Below are 25875 nucleotides of genomic sequence, written 5' to 3'. Positions count from 1 at the left end.
ATCGTGACCGATAGCCACCCGGTGGGCGGAACCCGCAGCTTCCTGCCCGCTGTCGAGGGTATGCGCGCCTGCGCGGCCATGGGCGTGGTCATCACCCACGTGGCCTTCCAGACCGGTCACTCCAGCGGTGTCGACGGAAGGCTGTTCGGCCGCTTCGACCTCGCCGTGGCGGTGTTCTTCGCGTTGTCGGGGTTCCTGCTCTGGCGCGGCCATGCGGCGGCGGCCCGGGATCTGGGACCAGATGGTTCCAAGGGCCCGCCCACCGGCCACTACCTGCGATCGCGGGGGGTCCGCATCATGCCGGCCTATCTGGTGGCCGTCGTCGTGATCCTCACCCTGCTGCCCGACGCGGACCACGCCAGCCTCACGGTGTGGCTGGCAAACCTGGCGCTCACCCAGATCTATGTGCCGCTCACCCTGACCGGCGGTCTGACGCAGATGTGGAGCCTGTCGGTGGAGGTCAGTTTCTATCTGGCGCTGCCGATTCTCGCGCTATTGGCCCGCCGCATTCCGGTGCGGGCCCGGGTGCCGGTGATCGCCGCGCTGGGTGCGCTCAGCTGGGCGTGGGGCTGGGTGCCGCTGCACACGGAATCCGGGAACCCGCTGAACTGGCCGCCGGCCTTCTTTTCCTGGTTCGCCGCCGGCATGCTGCTGGCCGAGTGGGTTTACAGCCCGGTCGGGCTGGCAGTGCGCATAGCGCGCCGCCGGGTTCTGATGGCCGTCATCGCGTTGGCCGCGTTCCTGGTGGCTGCCTCGCCGCTGGCGGGTCCCGAGGGCTTGATCCCGGGGACCGCCACGCAGTTCGCGGTGAAGACCTCGATGGGCTCGATCGTCGCGTTCGCGTTGGTCGCGCCGCTGGTGCTGGATCGGGTCGACACCCGGCACCGGCTGTTGGGCACCACCGGGATGGTCACCCTGGGGCGCTGGTCCTACGGCCTGTTCATCTGGCACCTGGCCGCCCTGGCCATGGTCTTCCCGGTGATCGGCATCTTCCCGTTCACCGGCCACATGCCGACGGTGTTGATGCTGACGCTGATCTTCGGTTTCGCGATCGCGGCGGTGAGCTACGCGCTGGTCGAATCGCCGTGCCGGGAGGCGTTGCGGCGCTGGGAGAAACGGGAGAGGCCGGCCGCGCAGGCGATGGATGCCGAGGCGGACGCCATAGCGCCCTAGCTGGTGCGGTCCATCCATTCTTCCAAGGCATCGGCGGAGGGCAGGCTGATGGCCCGTTCGATCTTCTCGATCAGGTCGGTCCCGTATTCGGCGGTGGACTTGATGAAGTTGCCCAGTCCATCCAGGTGGATGCCATCGGTCAGCAGGTAGGCGCTCTCACCGACCACGCTGACGTGGCTTGGCTGCGCCGTCTCGCGGACAAACGCCTTGGGCCAATGGGTATCGCGGTTCCAGTCGTTCACCAGTTCCATCAGGCGCGGACGGTCGCTGGCCGGGTAGTACCCGGCGGGGCTGACCGAGATCTCCAGGATGTCGCGCCGCAACCCGTTGATCCGCAGGTTCACGTGCAGCTTGCCCCGCTCGTAGTTGGACAACACCATCATGAATTCCTCGCCGTCGTCGCTGCAGAAGAATCGCAAGTGTCGCGACCGCAGATAGCGTTCGATCAGCTCGGTACTCAAAGGCTCGATCTCCATGGCCCAGATGGTGGTGTGACGGGCTTGGAGGATTCTTGGTGATCTCTGGTCAGCCCGCTTCGGCGGCCGGTATTCGCGCGATGATCTCGGCCCGGACCGCCGATCGCCGGGCCTTGCCGGCATCGTCGCGCAACGACGCGTCGACGAACTCGACGGTGTGCGGCACCTTGTAGCCGGAGATGTTGGCGCGCAGGAACTCCTGCACGCCGGCGGCGTCCAACGTCGAGCTGTCGGTCGTCTGCACCAGCGCGTAGGGCACCTGGCCCAAATCGCCGGCGTTCGGGTCCGGGACGCCAACGACCAAGCAGGACAACACTTCCGGGTGTGCCGACAGCGCGTTCTCGATCTCCGCGGGATACACGTTGCGGCCGCCGACGGTGAACATGTCGACCCGCCGGTCGGACAGATACAGAAACCCCTCGTCGTCGAAGTAGCCCAGATCGCCCAGCGAGTCCCAGCCGTCGCGGCTTTTCGCTTTCGCCCCGACGTAGCGATACGTGGGCGCGCTGCCCGGGCTCGGGCGCATGTAGATCTCGCCCACCACGCCGGGCGCACAGGGGTTTCCGTCGTCGTCGAGCACCTTCATCTCGCCGGCGACGACGACGCCCACCGAGCCGCGGTGCGTCAGCCACTGGTCACCCGAGATGAAGGTCAGTGCCTGTAATTCGGTGCCGCCGTAGAGCTCCCAGACCTTTTCCGGACCCAGCAGGTCGATCCACGCCTGCTTGATCGCCGGCGGGCAAGGCGCCGCCAGGTGCCAGAACCGTCGGATCGACGAGAGGTCGTAGGCCGACGGGTCGGCCTGATACACCGGCAGTGTCCGCTGCATGATCGTCGGCACGGTCGTCAGGAACGTCACGCGGTGGTCGGTGATCAGCCGCAGGAATTGGTGCGGGTCGAACCGGCTCATCAGCACCAGGTGGTGGCGCATCAGCAACGCGATCGTCGCCGTGGTGAAACCGGTGTTGTGCGACAACGGAACCGGGAGCAGCGACGTGTCGCCCTCCTGTGCGCCCAGCGGATACCCAATCGCCGCCGGTATCCGGCTGTCGTCGCCGGATTCGATCAGCTTGGGGCGGCCCGTGCTGCCACCTGACCCCATCGCCTTCCACACCGGTGAGACGGCTTCGGGTAAGCCGGCGTCGGACAATGCTGGGTCGGGTATGAAACCGGCTGGCACACTGGGGATTTCGTGGCTTTCCGGACCTACCAGCAAGGTGGGCGGGCGTAACTGCAGCAGGCCGGCCAGCTCGGCGGCCGGCAGTCGAGCCGACAGCGGCTGGGGTACCGCGCCGAGCTTCCAGCACGCCACGGCGGCCTGGATCCACTCGACCGAGTTGGGCAGCACCATCGTCACGTAATCGCCGACGCCGACGCCGCGCTCGGCATAGGCGCGGGCCAGCCGGTTTGTCGAGCGGTCGAGTTCGCCTCGGGTGATGGTCAGGCCGTCACAGGTGACTGCCGGCTCGTCGGGGGCTAGTTCGGCGAGCGCCGAAATCTGGGTACCGATCGGCGGGACCGGCTCACTCATATGCGCCTTGACGCTCGAAGATGCGACGCGGGTTGTCCACCAGCATGGTGTGCAGTTGCTCGTCGGTGACGCCGCGCTCCTTCAGGGCGGGGATCACGTCGTTGTGGATGTGCAGGTAGTTCCAGTTCGGCATGATCTGCTCGACCATCTCTTCGGGCAGCGCGTCGAAGTAACAGTTGGCGTCGTGCGAGAGCACCATCTTGTCGGCGTGACCGCGTTCGCACATTTGCGCCACCGTGTTCACCCGGTCCTCGAACGGGAGATACGCGTCGATGCCGAACCGGTCCATCCCGATGTACGACCCGGGCGCGATGAGTTCCTCGAGGTAGCCGATGTCGGTGCTGTCGCCCGAATGCCCGATGATCACCCGGCTCAGGTCGACGCCCTCTTCTTCGAAGATCTTCTGCTGCTCGAGGCCCCGGCGCAATCCGGCGTGGGTGTGCGTGGAAATCGGCACCCCGGTGCGCTTGTGGGTCTGGGCGACGGCACGCAGCACTCGCTCGACGCCGGGGGTGACGCCGGGTTCGTCGGTGGCGCATTTGAGGATTCCGGCCTTGATGCCGGTGTCGGCGATGCCTTCCTCGATGTCGCGAACGAACATGTCGACCATGATCTCCGGGCCGCCGAGTAACCCGCCCGGCCCTCGTAATGGAACCGCAGCGGCAGGTCGTTGTAGGTGTAAAACCCGGTTGCGACAACGATATTCAGCTCGGTAGCCGCCGCGACTCTGGCGATGCGGGGGATGTAGCGGCCGAGCCCGATCACGGTGAGGTCGACGATGGTATCCACGCCCCGGGACTTGAGCTCGTTGAGGCGCTCGATGGCGTCAGCGACCCGTTTCTCCTCGTCGCCCCAGGCTTCCGGATAGTTTTGCGCGATCTCCGTGGTCATGATGAACACGTGCTCGTGCATCAGCGTCACGCCGAGATCGGCGGTATCGATGGATCCGCGCGCGGTATTTAGTTCGGACACGTCGCTGATGCTAGGCCGGGGTGGCTGTTGTCAACAGAGGCAATTGGGGCGACAACCCGGATTTCCTGGCCGTCGGCCGGCTGATACCGCGAGTCCGCACATCGGCGTACCGTCTGGCGCATGCTGCTCAACCCCAACCAGTTGAACCGTAAGTATCCCGATGCTCGATCCGGGGAGATCATGGCCGCCACCGTGGACTTCTTCGAGTCCCGGGGCAAGGCGCGGCTGAAGGCCGACGATCACGCGCGGGCCTGGTACTCCGACTTCCTGGACCACATCGGGCGCGAGCGCATCTTCGCCTCGCTGCTGACGCCCTCGGAGTACGGTGCTTCGGATTGCCGCTGGGACACCTACCGGATCAGCGAGTTCGCCGAAATCGTCGGGTTCTACGGGCTCAACTACTGGTACCCCTTCCAGGTCACCGCCCTTGGCCTGGGGCCGATCTGGATGAGCGACAACGAGGACGCCAAGCGCAAGGCCGCCGCCCAGCTGGAAGCCGGCGAGGTGTTCGCGTTCGGTTTGTCCGAGCAAAGCCACGGCGCCGACGTCTACCAGACCGACATGATCCTTACGCCCGCCGAGGGCGGCTGGACCGCCAGCGGCGAGAAGTACTACATCGGCAACGCCAACGTCGCGCGGATGGTGTCGACGTTCGGCAAGATCGGCGACACGGACGAGTACGTGTTCTTCGCCGCCGACTCCCAGCACGACCGCTACGAGCTGATCAAGAACGTGGTCAACTCGCAGAACTACGTCGCCAATTATGGGCTGCGCGACTATCCGGTCACCGAGGCCGACCTGCTGCACCGTGGCCCCGGGGCGTTCCACGCCGCGCTCAACACCGTCAACATCTGCAAGTACAACCTCGGCTGGGGTGCGGTCGGCATGTGCACCCACGCGATGTACGAGGCCGTCACCCATGCGTCCAACCGTTACCTGTACGGGACCGTCGTCACCGACTTCACCCATGTGCGGCGCCTGCTCACCGACGCCTACGCACGCCTGATCGCGATGAAGATGGTCGCCACTCGCGCTTCCGACTACATGCGCAGCGCGTCGCCGGACGACCGTCGCTACCTGCTTTACAGCCCGCTCACCAAGGCGAAGATCACCAGCGAAGGCGAGCGGGTGATCACCGCCCTGTGGGACGTCATCGCCGCCAAGGGCGTCGAGAAGGACACCATCTTCGAGGCCATGGCCCGCGAGATCGGGCTGCTGCCCAGGCTGGAAGGCACGGTGCATATCAACATCGGATTGCTGGCCAAGTTCATGCCCAACTACCTGTTCGCGCCGCACAGCGGATTGCCGCTGATCGGTCGCCGCGACGAGGCTGCCGACGACTCGTTCCTGTTCAACCAGGGCCCGACCGGGGGATTGGGCAAGGTCCGCTTCCACGATTGGCGGGCGCCGTTCGACAGCTTCGCGCACCTGCCCAACGTCGCCCTGCTGCGCGAGCAGATCGACGTGCTGGCCGAGATGCTGGCCTCGGCTACGCCAGATGCGGTGCAGCAGAAAGATATTGACTTCGCCTTCGGGGTTGGCCAGTTGTTCGCCACGGTGCCCTACGCGCAGCTGATCCTGGAGGAGGCCCCGCTGTCCGGGTCCGAAAAGGGCTGCGACGAGGCGCTGATCGACGAGATCTTCGCGGTGCTGGTGCGCGACTTCAATACCTACGCAGTCGAATTGAGCGACAAGTCGGCGACGACCGATGCGCAGGCCCGCTTCGCGATGCGGATGATCCGCCGCCCGGTGTTCGACCAGGCGCGCTACGACCAGGTGTGGAAGGACCACGTCCTGCCGATCAACGGCGCCTACCAGATGCGGCCGTAGCTCATCGGCAGTCGCCGAGTGTGCGGCTGGCCGCGCTTTCGAGGCACACGGCGCGGCTGGCCGCGCATTCGAGCGGGCTGGTCGATCTCCTGGTTGTGATTGCGATTTCGTTCGTCCTTACAGTGGGGTCAGATAAGGGGTCGTCCAGTGCGAGTGTGATTGTCGAAATCGCTTGTGCTGCCTTGTATTCGGGTCCGTCGTCACTCATTGCGTGCCGGTCACCGATCGGCCGGGTTGAGCGCGCGGAAGACGAGGCCGGCGGCCACGGCGCCGATCAGCTCCGGAACGAGGTAGGTCAGCGTCGACCAGCCGAGCAGCCCCATCGCTGCCCCTCCCACTACCACGGCGGGGTTGAACGCACCGCCGGAAATATCACCCACGCTCACCGCGCCGACGACCACCGTGAAACTAATCGCCAGCCCGTAGAAGGAGTTGTGGGGGTGGTCCTTGCTGGTTGCGACGTTCAGCACGACATAGGCCAGGGCGAAGGTGAAGAGGAATTCGACGATGAGCGCACTCGTCATGCCATGACCGCGGGGTGCAACCGTGTGGACTGGCGATGCGCTGATCGTCGCACCGGCGACGACAGCCGCGAGGAGCCCCGCGCTGAGTTGCGCTGCCCAGTAGCCCGCCGCTTCAGCGGCACCGATTCGCCGGCGGACGAGCGCCGCCACCGTCACCGCCGGGTTGTAGTGGCCGCCGGAAATGTGGCCGCCGGCGTAGACCATCACCATGAGCACCGCGCCGATTGCCAACGGGGCCAGCGGCGCGGCGGCGCGGATAGTGGCGCCGACGGTGAACACCAGGAAGAACGTCCCGATGAACTCGACGAGAAGTTTGTGCACCGTCCGGGGCGTGCTTTCGAGGTCTGCGCGTGCGTGGCGGCACGCGGGGCGGTGAACGCCATGGCGCTGCTCCAATCAAATACTGAACGTTTAGTTTCTAAACTAATCGCAGTTTCCGGCCAGAGCTAGTGACCTCGGTCTCAGTTGCCCAGTCCGCGCATCGCCGCGTCGACGATCGCGTCGGCGCTGGCGTCGTCAAGGGGAGCGTGGCCGGCGACTAGTCGATACATCGCGGGCCCGAAGATCAGATCGATCGCGACCTCGGGGTCGATGTCCGCGCGCAATTCGCCCCTGGCGACACCGCGATCCCAAATCGCCCGGACCAGTTTGCGCCGTGAGCCCACCAGATACTCGCGCAGCTGCGCGCCGACTTGCGGGTCGAATTGCGCTTCACCGATGAGTTGGGCGTAGGCGCGGCCGCTCTCGCTGGTATACAAGCGGGTCATGCCGCGCAGCGCCAGGCGAAAGTCCTCGCGTGCCGATCCGGTGTCGTGATCGGCCGACTCGATCGCCATCTCCGACAGAAAGGCCTCGACGGCCAGGGCGTACTTGTTGGGCCACCACTTGTAAATCGTTGCCTTGCTTGCCCCGCTCCGGGCGGCGATCTCCTCGGTCGTCATCGCTCGCAGGCCGACCTCGTGCATCAGCTCCGACGTCGCACTCAGCACGGCCACCCGGGACTCCTGGCTGCGTGGTCGGCCCGGGCGGGCCCGGGGTTGGTCCACCGGTATCGGTGCCTTTTCCTCATTACTGAACATGACGTTCATAATTATGGCTCCGGCGGGACGCTCGGCCACGTCGTAGTCCGCCCGTGCGGTGATCCGATGCCGGGATTAGGCGCTTGACTGTGACGTAGCTCACCGTAGAATGACCACTGGTCATCGACGCAAGGAGGCGAGATGCCGACGGTTACCTGGGCGCGGGTCGACCCCGCTCGACGCACGGCCATCATCGAGGCCGCCGAGGCCGAGTTCGGGGCGCACGGGTTTTCCGGTGGCAGCTTGAACGTCATCGCACGCCGCGCGGGGGTCGCCAAGGGCAGCCTGTTCCAGTACTTCGCGGACAAGCGCGACCTGTTCGCGTTCATCGCCGACATCGGCAGTCAGCGAATGCGCGGCTACATGGAAGGTCTGATCCGCGAGCTCGACCCGAACCGGCCGTTCTTCGAATTTCTCACCGAGCTGCTCGACGGCTGGGTCGCCTACTTCGCCGAGCACCCGCGGGAAAGATCGCTGCACGCCGCGGCGACCCTGGAGGTCGATACCGACGCCCGCATCAGCGTGCGCAGCGTCATCCACCGCCACTACCTGGAGGTGCTGCGGCCGCTGGTGCACGGCGCCCAAACCCGCGGCGATCTGCGCACCGACGCCGACACCGACGCGCTGCTGTCGCTGCTATTGCTGATCTTTCCGCACCTGGCGCTGGCCCCCTACATGCGCGGCCTGGACCCCATTCTCGGCCTCGACGAGCCCAGCCCCGAACAGCCGGCGCTAGCCGTGCGCAGGCTGGTCGCGGTGCTGATCGCCGCGTTCGCGACACCGAATACCTCCGATAACCCAGCCCCAATGCGATCTGAGGAGGTCACATGAACCGCACCCGAATTGCCTCAATGACCCAAGGCGGTCTCAACTGGGATAGCTTGCCGCTCAAGCTGTTTGCGGGAGGCAATGCAAAATTCTGGAATCCGGCCGACATCGACTTTTCCCGTGACCGGCAGGACTGGGAACGCCTGACCGACGACGAACGCAGCTACGCCACCCTGCTGTGCGCCGAGTTCATCGCCGGCGAGGAATCGGTGACCCAGGACATCCAGCCGTTCATGGCCGCGATGCGGGCCGAGGGCCGAATCGGCGACGAGATGTACCTGACGCAGTTCGCCTTCGAGGAGGCCAAGCACGTCCAGGTGTTTCGCATGTGGCTCGACGCCGTCGGCGTCACCGAGGACCTGAACGACCTCCTCGACGACGTCCCGACCTACCGCACGATTTTCTACGACGAACTGCCGGAGTGTCTGAGTGCGCTGTCAGTCGATCCGTCGCCGGCCGCGCAGGTCCGGGCGTCGGTGACCTACAACCACATGGTCGAAGGCATGCTGGCGCTGACCGGCTACTACATCTGGCACAAGATCTGCGTCGACCGCGGCATCCTGCCCGGCATGCAGGAGCTGGTCCGGCGCATCGGCGACGACGAGCGACGCCACATGGCGTGGGGCACCTTCACCTGCCGGCGCCACGTCGCCGCCGACGACGCCAACTGGGGTGTCTTCGAAACGCGGATGAACGAGCTGATGCCGCTCGGCCTGCGCCTGATCGAGGAGGGCTTCGCCCTGTACGACCCGATGCCTTTCGGGCTGTCGACGGACGTGTCCATGCAGTACGCCTCCGACAAGGGCATGCGCCGGTTCGGCACCATCTCCAGCGCCCGCGGTCGCCCGCTCGGCGAGATCGACCTGGACTATTCGCCGCTGCAGCTCGAGGACACCTTCGCCGAGGAGGACGAGCGGGCGCTGGCGACCGTTTAGCCGAAGGCGGTCGTTTAGCCGACCCAGACGGTCTTGGCGTTGCAGAAAGCGCGGATGCCCAGGCCCGCCAGCTCGCGGCCGTAGCCGGACCGCTTGACGCCGCCGAACCCGAGCTCCGGATAGGACACCGTCATCCCGTTGATGAAGACCTGCCCGGCCTCGATGTCTTCGATGAACCGCTGCTGCTCGGCCTCGTCGTTGGTCCAAGCATTGGATCCCAGGCCGAACGTGGTCGCGTTGGCGATCTCGATGGCCTCGTCGATGCCCGAGGCGCGATACATCGAGGCGACCGGGCCGAACACCTCCTCGGTGTAGAGCGCCATGTCCTTGGAGATATCCGTGACCACCGTCGGCGGGTAGAACCAGCCCGGTTGGTCGGGAGTCTTGCCGCCGAGACGGACCTTGGCACCGGCCGCAACGGCGTCGTCGACCTGCTTGGCGATCTCGTCGCGGCCCGACTCGGTGGCCAGGGGTCCTACGTCGGTGTCCGGGTCGGTCGGGTCACCGACCTTGAGCGCGGCCATCCGCTCGACGAACTTGTCGACGAAGGCGTCGTAGATGTCGGTGTGCACGATGAATCGCTTGGCGGCGATACAAGATTGGCCGTTGTTTTGCGTCCGTGCGGTGACCGCGGTCTTGACCGCTTCGTCGAGGTCCACCGACGGCATCACGATGAACGGGTCGCTGCCGCCGAGCTCCATCACGGTGGGTTTTATCTCGTCACCGCAGATCGCGGCGACGGATTGGCCGGCCGGCTCGCTGCCGGTCAGGGTGGCCGCTTTGACCCGGGGGTCGCGCAGGATGCGCTCGACGGCGCTGGACGACACCAGCAGCGTCTGGAAGCAGTCGGCCGGGAACCCGCCGCGGGCGATCACGTCGGACAGATACAGCGCCGACTGCGGCACGTTCGAGGCGTGCTTGAGCAGACCGACGTTGCCGGCCATCAACGCCGGCGCGGCGAACCGCACGGCCTGCCAGAGCGGGAAGTTCCACGGCATCACGGCCAGCGCCACACCGAGCGGCTGCCACCGGGTGTAGGCCCTTTTCGCGCCGACCTTGGAAGCTTCCGCGGGCTCGTCGGCCAACAACTTCTCGGCGTTCTCGGCGTAGTAGCGAAAACCCTTAGCGCACTTGAGTGCTTCGCCCTTGGCCGATTTCAGGGTCTTGCCCATCTCGAGGGTCATCATGGCCCCGACCTCGTCGGCCTCGGCCTCCAGCAGGTCAGCCGTGGCGTTGGCCCACTCCGCGCGCTGGGCGAAGGTGGTGTTGTGGCGGTAGTCCAGGAACCGCGCGTGTGCGCGGGCAATGGCCGCTTCGACTTCGTCGTCGGTAGCCGGCGTGAACGTCTTTACGGTTTCGCCGGTGGCCGGGTTGATGGTCGCGATCGCCATGCTCACACCCCTCGCTTGCGATGGTTACGGAAAGTCCAACCCCTAGCCTGCCACTATCGTTCCTGGAGGGAGGTGGCGGATGAGTACAGCCGCTCGGCTGATGGTTCAGTGCCTGGAAAACGAGGGCGTTTCGGTGGTGTTCGGGCTGCCGGGTGAGGAGAACATCCGATTCGTGCAGGCCCTGGCGTCTTCGCAGATCCGCTACGTGCTCACCCGGCACGAGCAGGCCGCGGCGTTCATGGCCGAGATGTACGGCCGCGTGACCGGCCGTGCTGCAGTGGTCTCGGCGACGTTGGGTCCGGGTGCGATCAACATGCAGCTCGGGGTCGCCGACGCGACGACCAACAGCACGCCGATGGTCGCGATCTCCGCGCAGGTCGGCGAGGACCGCCAGTACAAGGAGTCGCATCAGTACGTCGACCTGGTCTCGATGTTCGCCCCGATCACCCGCTGGGCCGACGGCGTGCCCACCGCGCGCGCGATCCCGGAGATGTTCCGCAAGGCGTTCAAGGTCGCCGAGGCCGAGCGTCCGGCGGCGGTGTACCTCGCCGTGCCCGAGCAAATCGACGCCGACGAGGCCGATTACGACCTGACCCCGCTACCGCGCAACGTGGTCCGCGCCGAGGCGCCGGCTCCCGGGCAGATCGAACGCGCGGTCGACATCCTGCGCAACGCCAAGCGCCCGGTCGTGCTGGCCGGGCACGGCGCTGCGCGCGCCGACGCCACCGCGGCCCTGGTCCGGTTCTCCGAGGAGTTCGGCTTCCAGGTCGCCAATACCTTCCACGGCAAGGGCGTCATGCCCGACGATCACCCCAACAGCATCGGAACTATCGGGTTCATGCGGCACGACTACGTCAACTTCGGGTTCGACAACGCCGACGTCGTGGTCGCGGTCGGCTATGAACTGCAGGAATTTGACCCCATTCGGATCAACCCGCAGGCCGACAAGAAGATCATCCACATTCACCGCTTCCCGGCCGAGGTCGACATGCACTACTCGGTCGACGTCGGGATCATCGGCGACATCAGTGCCTCGCTCAGAGCGCTGACCGAGGCGCTGGCCGGCCACCACTGCGCCGACGAGACCGACGTGCCGGGGTCCGGTCTGCTTGCCGACGAATTCGCTCGGGGACAACAGGATTCGCGCTACCCGTTGGCGCCGCAACGGGTGGTCGCCGACATCCGGGCCGCGCTGGGCCGTAGCGACGTCGTGCTGGTCGACACCGGAGCGACCAAGATGTGGATGGCGCGGCTCTACCCCACCTACGAGCGCAACACCTGTTTGGTCTCGAATGGATTGTCCACCATGGCTTTTGCGCTGCCGGGGGCGCTCGGCGTGAAGCTAGCACGACCCGAGTCGAAGGTGCTCGCCGTGGTGGGCGATGGCGCCTTCCTGATGAATTCGCAGGAAATCGAGACCGCCGCGCGGGAGAAGATACCGCTGGTGGTGCTGATCTGGGAGGACGGCGGTTACGGGCTGATCGAATGGAAGATGGACCTCGAGCTCGGCGCCCACTACTACGTGAAGTTCGGCAACCCCGACATCGTCAAGTACGCCGAAAGCTTTGGTGCCAAAGGGTATCGGATTAACACCGCCGACGAGCTGTTGCCGACGCTGCAGACCGCGCTCGCCGACGACGGGGTGTCGCTGATCTGCTGCCCGGTGGATTACTCGGAGAACCTACGACTGACCGACCGGCTCGGCGAGTTGGACGAAACGCTTTAGCGTTCATGCTGTTTCGCCAGCTTGAGTACTTCGTAGCGCTCGCCCGGGAGCGTCATTTCGCTCGCGCCGCGGATGCCTGTCATGTATCTCAGCCGGCGTTGTCGGAGGCCATCCGCAAGCTCGAACACGAGCTGAAGGTCCCGCTGGTCCGGCGTGGTCAGAAGTTCGAGGGGCTCACCCCGGAAGGGGAAAGGCTCGTCCATTGGGCCCGGCGCATCCTGGCCGATCGCGACGCACTCACGCTGGAGGTCACGGCATTGCAGACCGGCCTGGTCGGCGAGCTGCGGTTGGGAGTGGTGCCCAACGCGGCCACTACTGTTGCGCTGCTGACGGATTCGTTTTGTGCCGCGCACCCGTTGGTGCGGGTACGGGCGGAGACCAATCTTCGCTCGGCGGGGATCATCGAACGAATCCGCCGGTTCGAGTTGGATGCGGGGATTCTGTATCCGGATCGTCACGATACGGATGCGCTGCAGGTCACCCCGCTGTACCAGGAGCACCAGGTGCTGATCGTGGGCGGCGACCTGCTCGCGGGCAAGTCCGACTCCATCAGTTGGTCCGACGCGCTGGCCTTTCCGCTGTGCCTGCTCACCGTCGGGATGCGCGGTCGCCGTGTCATCGACGACGCACTGGCCGGGCAGGGCCTTGCGGTGACCCCACAACTCGAAACCGATTCTGTCGCCACACTCTTCGCCCACGTCGGCACCGGCCGTTGGGCGAGCATCGTGCCGCAGACCTGGATTCGCGCCCTGGGTGTGCCGGCCGGGGCTTCGGTGCTGAGGCTGCACGAGCCGTCGATCACCGCCCCGATGGTGCTGGTCACCAATGCGGAAGAACCCGGTTCGGTGGTGACGCGCGCATTGGTCCAGACCGCGCGGGACGCCAGCATCGGTGACATGTTCGGCCGACCTCACCAGGCCTGATCGGTGCGGCCTATCGGCCGGTCGGAACTCCGTCTTGGACACCGCCGATGCCGGCGGCGAAAGCTGGAACGCAGTCACCCAGCAAGAGGAGAAGCCGATGGCGAAGTGCGTGATGGTGCTCTACCCGGACCCGGTCGACGGATACCCGTCGAAGTACGCCCGCGACAGCATCCCGACGATCCAGGGCTATCCCGACGGCAGCACCGTGCCGACCCCGTCGAGCATCGACTTCACTCCCGGCGAGCTCCTCGGTTGCGTCTCCGGCGAGCTCGGGCTGCGCAAGTTCTTCGAAGACGCGGGCCACGAACTCGTGGTGACGTCGGACAAGGACGGGCCGGATTCGGAGTTCGAACGCGAGCTGCCCGACGCCGATATCGTGATTTCCCAACCATTTTGGCCGGCCTACTTGACCAAGGAGCGGATCGAGAAGGCGCCCCGGCTCAAGCTCGCGCTGACCGCGGGCATCGGCTCGGACCACGTCGACCTCGACGTCGCCCAGCAGCACGGAATCACCGTCGCCGAGGTGACCTACAGCAACAGCATCAGCGTCGCCGAGCACACGGTGATGCAGATCCTCACGCTGGTGCGCAATTTCGTCCCGTCACACCGGTGGGCCACCGAGGGCGGATGGAACATCGCCGATTGCGTGGAGCGTGCCTACGACCTGGAGGGCATGGACGTCGGGCTGATCGCCGCCGGGCGGATCGGGCGTGCGGTGCTGCGCCGGCTGGCGCCGTTCGACGTCAATCTGCACTACACCGACACACGACGGCTGTCGCCGGAGGTCGAGAAGGAACTCAACGTCACATTCCACCCGGACGTCGAGTCGCTGGTTCGCTCGGTCGACATCGTGTCGATCCACTCACCGCTGTACGAGGCGACCCGCCGGATGTTCAACGAGCGGCTGCTGGGAACGATGCGGCGCGGCTCCTACATCGTCAACACCGCCCGCGGCGAGGAAACCGTACCCGAGGCGATCGCGGCCGCATTGCGCAGCGGCCAGCTCGCTGGTTACGCCGGCGACGTGTGGTTCCCGCAGCCGCCACCGGCCGATCACCCGTGGCGGACCATGCCGAATAACGCGATGACGCCCCATGTTTCGGGTACCACGCTGTCCGCGCAGGCCCGGTACGCCGCGGGCACCCGGGAGATCCTGGAAAACTGGTTCGCCGGCACGCCGATCCGCCCGGAGTACTTGATCGTCGAGGGCGGCAAGCTCGCCGGGACGGGAGCGCTGTCCTACCAGAAGTAAGGCCTTTTCGTACGGCGGCCGGGGGACCTCATGAAATGTCTTCGCCCCGCATGTATCGGCCGACGAAGTCCAGCCCAGCATCGACGACTTCATATCGATACTGGATCGGTTCACCGCGTTGGGCCGGTACGGGCGATAGTTCGACTTGTTTCAAAATCCCATCATTGACCGCGTGCAGCAGAGGGATCTCCAAGCCCGCCTGGACGACGAAGGATGTCCGGCCGGTCTCCGCGATCTGATCGAACAACCGGCGTTCGAAATCAGAGTAGCGACTGTTCAAGATCCCGAGATTGCGCTTGTACATGCGGATCGACCGCGGATCGATTTCTTTCTCTTGGCAGTCCGGGCATAACGTGATGAGGTTTTCGAACGACTCGCCACGGCGCTGCGACTCAGACACGATGTGCGCTATCTCGGTCGTTGGACGCCGGCAGGTGGGGATCGCGCATCGATGGGCCGCCTCGACCAGCACCCTTCTCTTTGTCTCCGAGTCCGGCGGATCAATCGTCGGAAACGCGGGCGCGGGTCTGACGGTCGATGCAGCACTGGGCGCCCGGCGGCGCTCCGGTCGGGGCCGGATCCGAGGTGTGCCAGCGGCGCGATGTGACGACAATCCGATAGCCCAGGCGGCAAGGCCCACCGCTGTCATCAATACCCCGTAGTGCAGCGCCGAGGGCCACCAGGACGGACTCGTATCCTCTTCAGCGTGCCCGTCGGAATTGTATTCGGGCGCCGAGGAGTTGGCGGAATGACCGGTAGGGTCTGCGCCTGCGTCACGGTAGTCGGTGGGCGTCGGCAGTGTGGGGCCGGTCGGTATGCGATATTGCGCAACCGGCGCCGCCTGCGCCACGCCGGCTGCCGTTGCCAACACCGAGAACGGTGCCAACGCAATGGCGGCCGCCGCCGCAATCCCGATGACTCTCATCTCACCGATGCCGTTGCCGTCAGGGCCTTTTCGTCCTCGTCGGCGAAGGCGTTCTCTAGCTGCAGCGGCGAGTAGTCGACGTCGATCTCGCCGAGCGGTCGGCCGCGGGCACTGGCGATGGTGCCGAACCGTCGCATACCCCTGTCGGAGGCGTACTGGCGCGACTCGTCTAGGTCCAAGCCGAACGGGACGGGATCGCTAAACGTGGCATACGCCTGTTCGGTCGCTTGCATGACCAGCGGGATGAGCTCGTTCATCCGCGCCTCGAACACGGCCCAGTTGGCGTCGTCGGCGGCGACGTGGCGCCGGCAGGTGAAGGTGCCCCAGGCCATGTGCCGTCGCTCGTCGTCGCCGATGCGCCGAACCAGTTCCCGCATGCCGGGAAGAATGTTGCGTCCCGCGCAGATTTTGTGCCACGAGTGGTAGCCGGTTAGCGCCATCATGCCCTCGACGACGTGGTTATAGGTCACGGATGCCCTTACCTGCGCGACCGGTGACGGGTCGATTGTCAACGCGTTGAGGCATTTTGGCAGCTCCTCGTAAAAGATGCGCCGGTACGCGGACAGCGGCTCGAGGTAGGCCTGCAGATCGTCGGTCTCTCCGACGGCATCGAGCCACATGCGGAACACCTGGGTGTGTTTGGCCTCCTCGAAGGCGAACTGCGTCAAATACATCTCGTCACCCAGCCGGCCTTCGGCCCGCATGGCCGCGATGAAGGGCTGAATGTCCTCGGTCACCGCCTCCTCCCCGGCAACGAATTGGACGCGCAGTTGCAAGGCGAGGCGCCGTTCCTCATCGGTCAGCTGTTCCCAGTCAGCGCGGTCACGGGACAAGTCGATGTCGGCGGGATCCCAGAACTTGGCGTTGCCCCCGGCGAATAGCCGTAACGGCAAGCTATCCCAGTTGAATCCGCCCGCCAGCAGCGAGCCCGAATGTCTACGTGTCATCTGACAGACCCCCTCAGCCGTGTGCTGTGATTCGATGGTGACGCCGGGCCGGGACGATGGCCAAGCGCTTGGACAGAACACGCACGACTTGATACGTCAAGCGCATCAGCCACGGCGGAAAGTTCAATCGTTCTAACCTGACAGACGTGGATGTCACTGGATACCTGGGTCTATTCGGCCAACCCGGCGCCGCGCTGTCCGATGCGGACTGGGTTGCGCATGCCAACAAACACCTGACACCGAACCTTTCGGCGCTGAATGCGAGGTTTCTCGACGGCAGCCGCGAGGAGCGATGGCTGCGTATGTCTTATGAACCGGGGCCCGGCGCCTTCAATTTCGCTCAACTCAGCGGCGGGTCGATGGCCGAGATGCTGGATCAGACGGCCACCCATTGCGGCTCGCTGGTGACAGGCTGCCCGTGCCCGACGTTGAGCATGACGGTCACGATCCTGCGCGGCGGAACGGCGAAATCCTATCTGGCGACAGGCCGAGTGCTGAAGCTGACGAAGACGAACGCCGTTCTGGGCGCGGACCTCGATGACGATACGGGTCGGCGAATTGCCACGATCTCGGTGGTGTCCCAGCTCATTACGGACATCAGCAGACTTGGCTGATCGCACGTGCAACTGATGGCTCAGGGCTAGCGGCCATACTGCTGCCGGAGCGTGTCAGGATCGGCGGCTCAGCCGGCAGGGGGAGAAGCCAGCGTCATCGGCGAAACATATTGGCTCACCAGCGCACGATGCCACCACACCCGATCGCTCCGCAGCTCGGCCGGTGTGGTGAAGCGGTACTGGTAGAGCTGCGCCCGCACGTAATGTGGTGGTGAGTCGGGAAAGGGATTGTGCTGCAACAGCCGTAGCGTGGCCCGGTCATTGCGCAGCAGCCGTTGCAAGAACGGCTTCAGCCACGGCTGGGCGTAGCCCGGCGAGATCGCGGCGAACCACATCAGCCAGTCCAGCCGCAGATGATAGGGCGCCCATTGGCGCGGCACCCGTCCGACCGCCCCGGGCTTTCCTTTGAATCCGTATTCCTTCCAGACCGTCTGCGCGGTGAGTCGCGGCTCGTCGGTTCCCTCGATTACCACCTCCCGGCGGACCCGGCCGATGCTGCCGAACGCGCCGTAGGCATTCACCAAATGAAAGGAGTTGAACGACATGTTCATTCGCTGGCGCGGGGACAACATGTTGCGCACCGGCCAGTAGGTCAGGAACAGCACACAAGCCGCGAACGCGACCACCGCGCCGACGAACCACAACGGCGGCGCCGGCGGCGGCGAATGTCCGGGTATCGGCAACAGCTGCGCCGCGCGAGAGTCGTCGATGGCGCCGAACGCCAGGATGATCGTCAGCCAATTGAGCCACGCAAAATTGCCGGAGGCCACCAGCCACAGCTGCGTGACCACGATGATCGTCGCGGCCGCGCTGGACACCGGCTGCGGCGCGAACAACCCGAACGGCACCACCAGCTGCGCGAAGTGATTGCCCGCCACCTCAATTCGATGCAACCGCTTGGGTAGGTGATGAAAGAACCAGCTCAGCGGCCCGGGCATCGGCTGGGTTTCGTGGTGGTAGTACAGGCAGGTCAGGTCGCGCCAGCACGGGTCGCCGCGCATCTTTATCAGGCCGGCGCCGAACTCGACCCGAAACAGCAGCAGTCGTGCCATCCACAACGTCAGCACCGGCGGCGCGACTCGATCGTTGCCGAGAAAGATCATCAGGAAGCCGCTTTCCAGCAGCAGGGATTCCCAGCCGAACGAGTACCACGCCTGCCCGACGTTGACGATCGACAAGTAGAGCACCCACAGCGTCAGCCACACCAACATCGCGGCCCACAACGGAACCGCGTCGGCCACGCCACCGGCAACGGCCGCCGACAACGCCGCCCCGAACCAGCTGACGCCGGCGAATAGCCGGTCGGAGTAGTGCAGCTGGAAGATGCTCGGGGTCCGCCACCACGACTGCTGTGCCAAATACCTTGGTGCCGGCAGGATTCCGTGCTCGCCGATCAGTGCGCGGAACTGCAGCGCGGCCGCGACGAACGCGATCAGGTAGATGGCCGCCACGCCGCGCTCGAGCACGAATCTGCCCAACCAGTCGTCGGATGCCGCAAACCATTCCATGGCCATAGCTCCCCGGATGGTGACCGTCACACCATTCCGCGTATCCAGTCAACCAGCCGATAAACGGATAGCCAAAGCCGCAGAGGCTACTCGTTGTGTGCCGCCCGTCCATGATCCGGCAACGCGACCACCGAGGCGGCGACCGCAGCCAACGAAATCAAGGCAAGCAGTTGCACACTCGCGGAATGGCCCGCGTACCCGTCGACCGATCGCCAGGGCTGTCGCGACAGTGCCGCCCCGGCCAGAATCAATCCGCCCGCACTGGCGGCGACGGTGACCCGGTGGCGTAGCCCCTCGCGATGGCGCAGCGCGTACCGCAGGCCGATGACACTGCCGATCACCACGACCCCGGCAACGCCGGCGATCAGCGCTCCGGCCGCCAGCAATGGCACCGCCGCCCAGGGGCCGGGCGACCACGGCGATGCGGGTGGGTCGTCGGAACCTCCGCGCCGGCGCCACCACGCGAGCGCGGCCAGCAGCGGCAGTAAGGCCAGGCCCGCGGCCAGGCCGACCCGGTACAGCGAGTTGGACGCAAAGCTCAGCGTGATCGTGCCGGGATCTCCGGCCGGCACTACCCAGCCCTGTTGCCACCCGTTGACGGCAACGGGCGTCAGCCGGGCGCCGGTGCTGGTGCGGGCCACCCAGCCCGGATTGATGCTCTCGGGAATGACCAGCACTCGGGAAGTGGGCGACGCCGGGGCCCGGACCTCGCGACGGTCGGGTCCCCACCCGCCGGTCGCGGCGGGCACCGCCGAAAGACTTGTGCCACAGGGCAATTCGGTGGTGTTCGGGGTAGAAAGCTGCACCCCGTCCACGACGAACCGGGCGCCGGGGCTGATCAACAATTCCTGTTGCCCCGCCGGCAGCGCGATCGGAGTGGAATCGCAGGCGCTGACGGGAATCGGCTCGCCGGCCAGCAGCGAACCCGCGGTGGTCCGGATCGAGGTGTGCACGAACCGGCCCGCGACCGCGATGACCGGGCCGTGGTCGCAGTCGACGACGATCTCGCGCGGCCGGTTGCGCGCCGCGTCGGCGGGGGCGATCGGGTTGCCGTCGGGTCCCAGCGCCGCGACCTCGGCCAGCCCGGGCGGCTTGAGTTGGTCGAAGCCCAGCGCATTGCGGTCGATGACGTCTTGCCAGTCCAGCAGGCTGACGGTGACGGTGTCGGTCACCCGGGGTCGCAGCGACAGCGACAGCGTGTGCGGCTCGCCCCCCGGTTCGCTCGGCGCGAATTTGCGGACCTGCGGGCCGTCGCCGAGGTTGACGGCCACCACCGTCGGCTGGGCGGGCAACGTCGAGCGACTGGGCAGCAGCCGCAGCCCCGTGACCTCGGTCGGTCGCGGCAGCATCAGCGTCAGGGTTGGGGCGCTCTTGTGTTGCACCACCCGCTGCGGCGCGGTCCAGGAGGTGGCGGGATCACCGTCGGTGGCCGCGTAAGCCGAGCCGAGGACGTCGACAGTATCCGAATCGCCCTGGGCACGAGTGGTATTCGGCTCGGCAATCAGGTCGGCGAGGTTGGGGCCCTGCCGAGGCCGTACCCACAACCGTGGGGTCACCGATATCGGCGCGGGAACGGTCAGCGTGCGGCTGAAATTGACCGGCTCCTCCGGGGCCAGCGCCATCGACGGCGCGCAGCGCACGCTGTCGCCGGCCGCGGCGCAACCCGGCCGGCCGAGCAGTTCCGAGCCCAGGTCCCAGCCCGCGATCGCCGAACCCCCTGGCGGCCCGGGCACCCGCACGGTGTGCCGCAGGTCGACCGGATGCGCGAAACCGGAGGCGTCGTACTGGGTGATCGACAGGTCGGTGACGCCGAACTGCACGCCGCTGGATCCGTCGTCGGTGCCGGCGGCGGTGATTCGCACCCACGGTGTTTCGCCGTACGGCAGCGCCACGGTGAGCGGCTTACCGGGCTGGTCGAAGCGCAGCGTGGTGCTGCCGGTGGCGGTGTCGATCACGATGCGTCGCACCTGGGAGCCGACGGCCGTCGCGCTGGGTGTCAGGGTCAGCGCCGCGTTGGTCACCGGATGGTCGAAGTTGACCTGCAGCCACTGCCCGACGGCGGCCTGCAGGGCATTGGTCACCCACGATGTGGCCGGGTCGCCGTCGATCGCCGCAGCGGGGGAGGTCGCCGGGGCGACGTCGGGCATGGCGGTGGAATCCGACGACGAACTCGAGACCGTGATCCGCCCGCCGTTCCAGGCGCCGTACACCACGTCGGCGCCGGGGTCCGGATAGTCGGGCACCCGGTTGAAGGTGTGCCTGGCGTCGCCCTCGGCCCTGATCGCCGACGAGTGCTCGTCGACGCGGCCGTAGTCGGTCTCACGCGACACCGGGGTGTCGGTCACGGTCACGACCGGCGCCGGCAGCCCTGCGCCGCGGGCATCGGCGGTCAGCAGCACCGGACCCAGTGGCGGCCGGGCCAACAGTCTGCGCCGCTCGTCGAGACGCAACAGCACCTCGGGCCCGCCGTCGACGCGCGCCAATCCGTCGATGTCGGCGAAGTAGGGTGCGCCGGGATTGCCGGGGGTCACCACTCGGTAGATCTCGACGGCCGGATAGCGCGGGCGCAGACCGCTGTCGGCGACGAACCCGGGCAGCGTCCCGGGGCCCACCGGCTCACCGAACTGCGCCGCCTTCTCCAGTCGCGGCGATCCGTCGAGGGTGCGGTGCACCAGGATCGGGCGCGCCGAACGCGACGAGTCGGGATCCAGGTCGTTGCGCACCACGACATACGAAATTCCTTGGCGAGCAAGGGTATCGGCCAGCCCGGCGGACGGGATGCCGGCGGCGAACAGGCGTTGCACGGAATCCAGCGCCCGGATGGTCTGCGGCGGGGTCAACGGGATCGAGTCGCGCACACCCCACGGGCCACTGCCGAGCACCTGCAGAGGTTCGTCGTGGGTGGTGCCCCACGTCTGCGTGGCGAACGGCGCCCCCGGCACCACCAGCACTCGCCCGGGGGTGGGCGCCCCGGTGTTGTGCGCGGTAAGCCAATCGGCGGCGTAGTGCCAGTAGCGGGGGATGGCGCTGAACGTGCCCGGCGGAGTGAGCCGCGCGGTCCACGCCAGCGAGGTGCTCACCGTCAGCGCGGTCAGCACTACCACCGTCGCGGCGACCCGCTTGTCGCGCTCGGGGTGGGCGAACGCGTGCAGCCACTGCGCTCTCGGCGCACTGCCCGGCCCCCAACCAGGAAGAGGCACCCGGCCCAGCAACGCCGCGACACCCAGCACGATCGGGATCCGGATGACCGATTCCAACTTGTGCACATTGCGCAGCGGTGCGCCCGCGGCGTCCAGGAACAGCTGCACCTGATGCGCCAGCGGCGAGCCCAGCCCGCCGCTGTAGCCGACGGCCATCAACACCACCCCGACCAGCAGCATCGTCACCAGCCGTCCGCGGGCCGGCATCGCGGCGCTGGCCAGTCCGGCCAAACCGGCCGCCGCGACCAGGCAGGTCGCCAGGATGGCCGCCGAGCCGGTCACCAGCGGCGCGCCCGCGGTCGCATTCGGGGCCACGAACGGCGTCCAACTGTCGGTGCCGCGCAGCATCTCGACCAGTGACGACCACTGCGTCGTCACCCCCGAGGATTCGATGAAGTCCAGGAACGGCGGGCTGACGTTACGCAGCATCACCAGCGCGACGACCCACCACAGCATCGCCAGCACCAGACTCAACGCCCACCACGCGGTGTAGCGCCACCACAACCGATTGGGCCGATGACAGGCCCACCAGATCACCGCAGGCAGGCAACCCGCCAGCGTGGCGATCGCATTCACCGCGCCCATCAGCGCGACCGCCAGCCCGGCCTGGCCGGCCAGCGCGCGCACCGACCGGCCCGGGGTCCCTCGCAACGCGAGGATCGTCGGCAGCAACACCCACGGCGCCAGCATGATCGGCAAGGTCTCCGACGAGATTGAGCCGAGCGTGGTCAGCACCCGCGGGGACAGTGCGAACGCGGCCGCGCTGATCACCCGCGACGACGGGCTACCGATCCCCAGCGCCTCGGCGACCCGCAGCAATCCCCAGAAGCCGGCCGTCAACAGCAACGCCCACCACAGCCGCTGCGTCATCCAGCCGGGCACGCCGAGTAGGTGGCCGATCGCAAAGAAGGCGCCGTGCGGAAACAGGTAGCCGTAGGCCTGATTCTGCGTCTGGCCGAACGGCAGCTCGCTGTTCCACAGGTTGGTGGCGCGGGCCAGGAAGCGCAGCGGGTTGGCGGTCAGGTCCAGCTTGGTATCGGGGGACACCTGACCGGGCGACTGCGCGAACGTCAGCGCCAGGGAGATTGCGCCGACCAGAAAGAGCCAGCGCCGCGACAGTGGAGTAACCGACAAGCCCGCGGCCGAGTCCGCCGCAGGCGGAGTACGGGCCTCCGCTGGGCCGGATGGCGACGACCCGCTGCGCCCGGCTACGCCGCGCTTGCGATCGCCACGGCCGCGCTTGCGATCGCCGCTAGCTACGGTTGCCGTATTCGACCCGGTTGAGCACTGACGACTGCGGATCGCCCCCGGGAAGTGGCGGCTTCGTGTCCTGTTGCACCATCAGGGTGATTCCGAAGATCGCGGCCGCGCCCAGCAACAAACCAACCACCACGCTCGCGGCGGCGGGCGCAATGATCCGGTTCATCGGTCTCCTCGGGTTTCGCGGTGGTCACGGGGGACTACCCAAAAGTCAACCTAGCAGAAGGGCTGTTCGCCTCCCGGCCGGCGACTCACGGCCACGGCACGCAATGTCCGTGCCAACACCGAGAGCCGTAGTTCACCAGATACGGGCCCGCGGGGTTCAGAGTCGCCGGTGCGGTCTGCACCGGCACCACCCGGTGGTCCTCGACGACGAACGTGACGCCGACGGTCGCGGCGGCTCCGATCGTCAGCCCCGCCGCGATACCGGCCGCCGCGGCCAGCGCGAAACCCGCCATCGCTGGCTCCTCCCTTGCCAGTGAGTCTGTGGCCAACCTAACCGCGCCGGGCGACGAGCGCCGTTGTCCGCCGAACCGCGAGTCGCGTCAGGGCTGCAGTTCCGGCGGCAGTCCCGGCACCGGCGGTATCTGGTTCAGGCAGTCCTCCGGACTGTTGCACGGCAGGCAATACCCACCGACGCAGCGGTCGCCGTACTGCACGAGATAGGGCGAGGACGGGCTGGACGGGGCTCGGGCCGGGACCAGGGTGCGGTCCTCGGCGGTGAGTGTGACGCCAACGGTGGCGACGGCGCCGATTGCCAGACCCGCGGCGATGCCTGCCGCGGCTGCCAGCGTGAAAGCGGTCATCGCTGGCTCCTCCCTTACCGGTCGGTGATGGCCTTGTCGCCAACCTAACCCCGGCCGGCGCCGGTGCGCGTGGAATCCGCCCGATGGGGCCGACCGATGCGCGTACCCGTCGTGACACCATGTTCCGATGGCTTTTCCGCGCACTCTGGCCGTGCTGGCCGCGGCTTCGGCGTTGTTGGTCGCATGTGGCCACGACGCCGCCCGGCCCCCCGCGACCACCAGCAGCAAGGTGCTCGCCGCACCGCCGGCGCCGCCGGTCTGCTCCGACCCCACGTCGCTGCCAGGCAAACTGTCGATCCGCGACAAGCTGGCCCAGCTGCTGATGGTTGGTGTGAAAGACGCCGATGACGCCCGCGCCGTGGTCAACGGCTACCACGTCGGCGGCATCTTCATCGGCAGCTGGACGGACCTGGGCATCTATCAGGGCCCGCTGGCAGAGATCGCGGGCAGCGCGGGGCCGCTGCCGCTGGCCGTCAGCGTCGACGAGGAAGGTGGCCGGGTGTCCCGGCTGAAGTCGCTGATCGGCACGGCGCCGTCGCCGCGCGAGCTGGCCAAGACCCAGACCGTCGAGCAGGTCCGCGAACAGGCGGCACAGCGCGGCAAGAAGATGCGCGACCTGGGCATCACGATCGACTTCGCGCCGGTGGTCGATGTCTCCGACGAGCCCGACGACGCCGTGATCGGCAACCGCTCGTTCAGCAATGACCCGGCGACCGTCACCGCCTACGCCGGGGCCTACGCGCAAGGCTTGCGCGACGCCGGAGTGCTGCCGGTGCTCAAACACTTCCCCGGCCACGGGCACGGGTCCGGCGACTCGCACAAGGGCGGGGTGCTCACGCCGTCGCTGGCCGACCTGCAAACCAGCGATCTGGTGCCGTACCGGACGCTGACCACCGTGACACCGGTCGCCGTCATGGTGGGTCACCTGCAGGTTCCCGGGCTCACCGGCGACGACCCGGCCAGCCTGAGCCGTCCGGCGGTGCAGTTGCTGCGCGATGGCATCGGCTACGGGGCACCGCCCTTCAACGGTCCGGTGTTCAGCGACGACCTGTCCAGCATGGCGGCGATCTCCGACCGGTTCGGCGTGGCCGAAGCGGTGCTGCGGACTTTGCAGGCGGGCACCGACGTCGCGCTGTGGGTGACAACCGACGAAGTCCCCGCCGTCCTGGACCGGCTCGAAAAGGCGGTATCCGCAGGCGAATTGGCGTTGCCGGCGGTCGACCAATCGCTGGTGCGGGTGGCGACGATGAAGGGACCCGCTCGGACGTGTGGACACTGATCCGCTGCCCGATCGTTACCCTGTAGTCAGATTGGCAGAGCCCGAAGGGCTCGAAAGGGCGCAGCGATGGCAGGTGGTACCAAGCGGCTACCGCGCGCTGTCCGGGAACAGCAGATGCTCGACGCCGCCGTGCAGATGTTCTCGGTCAATGGCTACCACGAGACCTCGATGGACACCATCGCCGCCGCGGCGGAGATCTCCAAGCCGATGCTGTACCTGTATTACGGCTCCAAAGAGGACTTGTTCGGCGCCTGCCTGACCCGCGAGCTGACCCGGTTCATCGAGGCGGTGCGCGCCGACATCGATTTCACCCAGAGCCCGCGCGACCTGCTGCAGAACACCATCGGGTCATTCCTGCGCTACATCGACGCCAACCGGGCGTCCTGGATCGTGATGTATACCCAGGCCATCAGCTCGCAGGCGTTCGCCCACACCGTGCGCGAGGGACGCGAGCAGATCATCGAGCTGGTTGCGGGTCTGGTGCGGGAGAACAGCCGCGCGCCGCGGACCGACGCCGAGCACCAGATGATGGCCGTTGCGCTCGTGGGCGCCGGCGAGGCGATGGCCAACCGGCTGTCCACCGGCGACATCGACGTCGACGAGGCCGCGGAGCTGATGATCGACCTGTTCTGGCACGGCCTGCGTGGAGTGCCGGTGGATCCGGACGTCAGCGCTTCGACCCGCACCGCGGGCTAG

22 protein-coding genes and 1 pseudogene are annotated in these 25875 nt (G+C 66.9%); 10 read left to right on the top strand and 13 right to left on the bottom strand.

Going from position 1 to position 25875, the window contains the following annotated elements; translation table 11 throughout:
- Positions 1-60: 60 nt before the first annotated feature.
- Positions 61-1173 (top strand): acyltransferase family protein, encoded by a 1113-nt coding sequence (locus tag G6N54_RS16615; RefSeq protein WP_276056331.1) that lies wholly within the window; start codon positions 61-63, stop codon positions 1171-1173.
- Here the strand turns inward: G6N54_RS16615 and G6N54_RS16610 are convergent.
- From G6N54_RS16610 to G6N54_RS16600, 3 genes and pseudogenes are all read right to left on the bottom strand, one after another.
- Entirely contained in the window at positions 1170-1649 is a 480-nt protein-coding gene (locus tag G6N54_RS16610) for a YbjN domain-containing protein (protein WP_163791066.1), read from the bottom strand. The genes G6N54_RS16615 and G6N54_RS16610 overlap by 4 nt on opposite strands.
- A gap of 49 nt (positions 1650-1698) precedes the next feature.
- The gene (locus G6N54_RS16605) at positions 1699-3180 is read right to left on the bottom strand and encodes an AMP-binding protein (RefSeq protein ID WP_163791065.1); all 1482 of its coding nucleotides are present in this window, start codon (positions 3178-3180) and stop codon (positions 1699-1701) included.
- Positions 3173-4152, bottom strand: a pseudogene (locus G6N54_RS16600) (phosphotriesterase family protein). Before G6N54_RS16600 ends, G6N54_RS16605 begins: the two are co-directional and overlap by 8 nt.
- 120 nt (positions 4153-4272) lie before the next feature.
- Here G6N54_RS16600 and G6N54_RS16595 point away from each other — a divergent pair.
- Positions 4273-5982: an acyl-CoA dehydrogenase gene (locus G6N54_RS16595; RefSeq protein WP_163791064.1), complete on the top strand. Its 1710-nt coding sequence runs from the start codon at positions 4273-4275 to the stop codon at positions 5980-5982.
- Between the two features lie 218 nt (positions 5983-6200).
- Here the strand turns inward: G6N54_RS16595 and G6N54_RS16590 are convergent, their stop codons facing one another.
- Both G6N54_RS16590 and G6N54_RS16585 read right to left on the bottom strand, forming a co-directional pair.
- Positions 6201-6902, bottom strand: a complete 702-nt coding sequence (locus G6N54_RS16590; protein WP_332107600.1) for an MIP/aquaporin family protein — start codon at positions 6900-6902, stop codon at positions 6201-6203.
- A gap of 65 nt (positions 6903-6967) precedes the next feature.
- Entirely contained in the window at positions 6968-7585 is a 618-nt protein-coding gene (locus tag G6N54_RS16585) for a TetR/AcrR family transcriptional regulator (RefSeq protein ID WP_163791063.1), read from the bottom strand.
- Positions 7586-7726: 141 nt separating this feature from the next.
- On the opposite strand from G6N54_RS16585, the gene G6N54_RS16580 reads away from it, so the two are divergent.
- On the top strand, positions 7727-8416 hold the full coding sequence (locus G6N54_RS16580; protein WP_163791062.1) for a TetR/AcrR family transcriptional regulator: 690 nt from the start codon (positions 7727-7729) through the stop codon (positions 8414-8416).
- Positions 8413-9348: a R2-like ligand-binding oxidase gene (locus G6N54_RS16575; protein ID WP_163791061.1), complete on the top strand. Its 936-nt coding sequence runs from the start codon at positions 8413-8415 to the stop codon at positions 9346-9348. The genes G6N54_RS16580 and G6N54_RS16575 overlap by 4 nt, the downstream gene beginning before the upstream one ends.
- Positions 9349-9362: 14 nt before the next feature.
- Here the strand turns inward: G6N54_RS16575 and G6N54_RS16570 are convergent, their stop codons facing one another.
- On the bottom strand, positions 9363-10739 hold the full coding sequence (locus G6N54_RS16570; protein WP_163791060.1) for an NADP-dependent succinic semialdehyde dehydrogenase: 1377 nt from the start codon (positions 10737-10739) through the stop codon (positions 9363-9365).
- Between the two features lie 79 nt (positions 10740-10818).
- Between G6N54_RS16570 and G6N54_RS16565 the strand changes: the two genes are divergently transcribed.
- The 3 genes from G6N54_RS16565 (at position 10819) to G6N54_RS16555 (ending at position 14640) form a co-directional block, all read left to right on the top strand.
- The gene (locus tag G6N54_RS16565) at positions 10819-12465 is read left to right on the top strand and encodes an acetolactate synthase large subunit (protein WP_163791059.1); all 1647 of its coding nucleotides are present in this window, start codon (positions 10819-10821) and stop codon (positions 12463-12465) included.
- Between the two features lie 5 nt (positions 12466-12470).
- The gene (locus G6N54_RS16560; protein ID WP_163791058.1) at positions 12471-13388 is read left to right on the top strand and encodes a LysR family transcriptional regulator; all 918 of its coding nucleotides are present in this window, start codon (positions 12471-12473) and stop codon (positions 13386-13388) included.
- A 97-nt stretch (positions 13389-13485) separates the two neighbouring features.
- Positions 13486-14640 carry an NAD-dependent formate dehydrogenase gene (locus G6N54_RS16555; RefSeq protein WP_163794780.1) on the top strand — a complete coding sequence of 385 codons (1155 nt, stop codon included), beginning with the start codon at positions 13486-13488 and terminating at the stop codon, positions 14638-14640.
- Positions 14641-14668: 28 nt separating this feature from the next.
- On the opposite strand, the gene G6N54_RS16550 is transcribed toward G6N54_RS16555, so the two are convergent.
- Together G6N54_RS16550 and G6N54_RS16545 are read right to left on the bottom strand one after the other, a co-directional pair.
- Positions 14669-15565: an HNH endonuclease gene (locus tag G6N54_RS16550; protein WP_163791057.1), complete on the bottom strand. Its 897-nt coding sequence runs from the start codon at positions 15563-15565 to the stop codon at positions 14669-14671.
- A complete protein-coding gene (locus G6N54_RS16545; protein WP_163791056.1) occupies positions 15562-16512 on the bottom strand; it encodes a R2-like ligand-binding oxidase in 951 nt (316 codons plus the stop codon). The genes G6N54_RS16550 and G6N54_RS16545 overlap by 4 nt, the downstream gene beginning before the upstream one ends.
- Before the next feature lie 146 nt (positions 16513-16658).
- Between G6N54_RS16545 and G6N54_RS16540 the strand changes: the two genes are divergently transcribed.
- A complete protein-coding gene (locus tag G6N54_RS16540) occupies positions 16659-17126 on the top strand; it encodes a PaaI family thioesterase (RefSeq protein WP_163791055.1) in 468 nt (155 codons plus the stop codon).
- A 68-nt stretch (positions 17127-17194) separates the two neighbouring features.
- On the opposite strand, the gene G6N54_RS16535 is transcribed toward G6N54_RS16540, so the two are convergent.
- The 5 genes from G6N54_RS16535 to G6N54_RS16515 form a co-directional block, all read right to left on the bottom strand.
- Entirely contained in the window at positions 17195-18634 is a 1440-nt protein-coding gene (locus G6N54_RS16535; RefSeq protein ID WP_163794779.1) for a lipase maturation factor family protein, read from the bottom strand.
- Between the two features lie 86 nt (positions 18635-18720).
- Complete coding sequence (locus G6N54_RS16530) at positions 18721-22968, bottom strand: alpha-(1->3)-arabinofuranosyltransferase domain-containing protein (RefSeq protein WP_179969077.1); 4248 nt, start codon at positions 22966-22968, stop codon at positions 18721-18723.
- A 118-nt stretch (positions 22969-23086) separates the two neighbouring features.
- Positions 23087-23260: a DUF2613 domain-containing protein gene (locus G6N54_RS16525; protein WP_065443914.1), complete on the bottom strand. Its 174-nt coding sequence runs from the start codon at positions 23258-23260 to the stop codon at positions 23087-23089.
- 85 nt (positions 23261-23345) lie between these two features.
- Positions 23346-23552 (bottom strand): DUF2613 family protein, encoded by a 207-nt coding sequence (locus G6N54_RS16520; RefSeq protein WP_163791054.1) that lies wholly within the window; start codon positions 23550-23552, stop codon positions 23346-23348.
- Between the two features lie 87 nt (positions 23553-23639).
- On the bottom strand, positions 23640-23900 hold the full coding sequence (locus tag G6N54_RS16515) for a DUF2613 family protein (RefSeq protein ID WP_163791053.1): 261 nt from the start codon (positions 23898-23900) through the stop codon (positions 23640-23642).
- A gap of 127 nt (positions 23901-24027) precedes the next feature.
- Between G6N54_RS16515 and G6N54_RS16510 the strand changes: the two genes are divergently transcribed.
- Entirely contained in the window at positions 24028-25179 is a 1152-nt protein-coding gene (locus G6N54_RS16510; protein WP_163791052.1) for a glycoside hydrolase family 3 N-terminal domain-containing protein, read from the top strand.
- A gap of 66 nt (positions 25180-25245) precedes the next feature.
- Positions 25246-25875, top strand: coding sequence for a TetR/AcrR family transcriptional regulator (locus G6N54_RS16505; RefSeq protein WP_163791051.1), 630 nt, complete (start codon positions 25246-25248; stop codon positions 25873-25875).

Origin of the sequence: Mycobacterium stomatepiae (genome assembly GCF_010731715.1) — a bacterium.
Lineage (GTDB): Bacteria > Actinomycetota > Actinomycetes > Mycobacteriales > Mycobacteriaceae > Mycobacterium > Mycobacterium stomatepiae.
This window is presented reverse-complemented; position numbering and strand designations above follow the sequence as displayed.

Excerpts from the sequence above, each read along its gene's own strand:
- G6N54_RS16615 (WP_276056331.1), top strand. The coding sequence starts at position 61 with ATGCGCGCCTGCGCGGCCATGGGCGTGGTCATCACCCACGTGGCCTTC.
- G6N54_RS16610 (WP_163791066.1), bottom strand. The coding sequence starts at position 1,649 with ATGGAGATCGAGCCTTTGAGTACCGAGCTGATCGAACGCTATCTGCGG.
- G6N54_RS16605 (WP_163791065.1), bottom strand. The coding sequence starts at position 3,180 with ATGAGTGAGCCGGTCCCGCCGATCGGTACCCAGATTTCGGCGCTCGCC.
- G6N54_RS16595 (WP_163791064.1), top strand. The coding sequence starts at position 4,273 with ATGCTGCTCAACCCCAACCAGTTGAACCGTAAGTATCCCGATGCTCGA.
- G6N54_RS16585 (WP_163791063.1), bottom strand. The coding sequence starts at position 7,585 with ATGTTCAGTAATGAGGAAAAGGCACCGATACCGGTGGACCAACCCCGG.
- G6N54_RS16580 (WP_163791062.1), top strand. The coding sequence starts at position 7,727 with ATGCCGACGGTTACCTGGGCGCGGGTCGACCCCGCTCGACGCACGGCC.
- G6N54_RS16575 (WP_163791061.1), top strand. The coding sequence starts at position 8,413 with ATGAACCGCACCCGAATTGCCTCAATGACCCAAGGCGGTCTCAACTGG.
- G6N54_RS16570 (WP_163791060.1), bottom strand. The coding sequence starts at position 10,739 with ATGGCGATCGCGACCATCAACCCGGCCACCGGCGAAACCGTAAAGACG.
- G6N54_RS16565 (WP_163791059.1), top strand. The coding sequence starts at position 10,819 with ATGAGTACAGCCGCTCGGCTGATGGTTCAGTGCCTGGAAAACGAGGGC.
- G6N54_RS16560 (WP_163791058.1), top strand. The coding sequence starts at position 12,471 with ATGCTGTTTCGCCAGCTTGAGTACTTCGTAGCGCTCGCCCGGGAGCGT.
- G6N54_RS16555 (WP_163794780.1), top strand. The coding sequence starts at position 13,486 with ATGGCGAAGTGCGTGATGGTGCTCTACCCGGACCCGGTCGACGGATAC.
- G6N54_RS16550 (WP_163791057.1), bottom strand. The coding sequence starts at position 15,565 with ATGAGAGTCATCGGGATTGCGGCGGCGGCCGCCATTGCGTTGGCACCG.
- G6N54_RS16545 (WP_163791056.1), bottom strand. The coding sequence starts at position 16,512 with ATGACACGTAGACATTCGGGCTCGCTGCTGGCGGGCGGATTCAACTGG.
- G6N54_RS16535 (WP_163794779.1), bottom strand. The coding sequence starts at position 18,634 with ATGGAATGGTTTGCGGCATCCGACGACTGGTTGGGCAGATTCGTGCTC.
- G6N54_RS16525 (WP_065443914.1), bottom strand. The coding sequence starts at position 23,260 with ATGAACCGGATCATTGCGCCCGCCGCCGCGAGCGTGGTGGTTGGTTTG.
- G6N54_RS16520 (WP_163791054.1), bottom strand. The coding sequence starts at position 23,552 with ATGGCGGGTTTCGCGCTGGCCGCGGCGGCCGGTATCGCGGCGGGGCTG.
- G6N54_RS16515 (WP_163791053.1), bottom strand. The coding sequence starts at position 23,900 with ATGACCGCTTTCACGCTGGCAGCCGCGGCAGGCATCGCCGCGGGTCTG.
- G6N54_RS16510 (WP_163791052.1), top strand. The coding sequence starts at position 24,028 with ATGGCTTTTCCGCGCACTCTGGCCGTGCTGGCCGCGGCTTCGGCGTTG.
- G6N54_RS16505 (WP_163791051.1), top strand. The coding sequence starts at position 25,246 with ATGGCAGGTGGTACCAAGCGGCTACCGCGCGCTGTCCGGGAACAGCAG.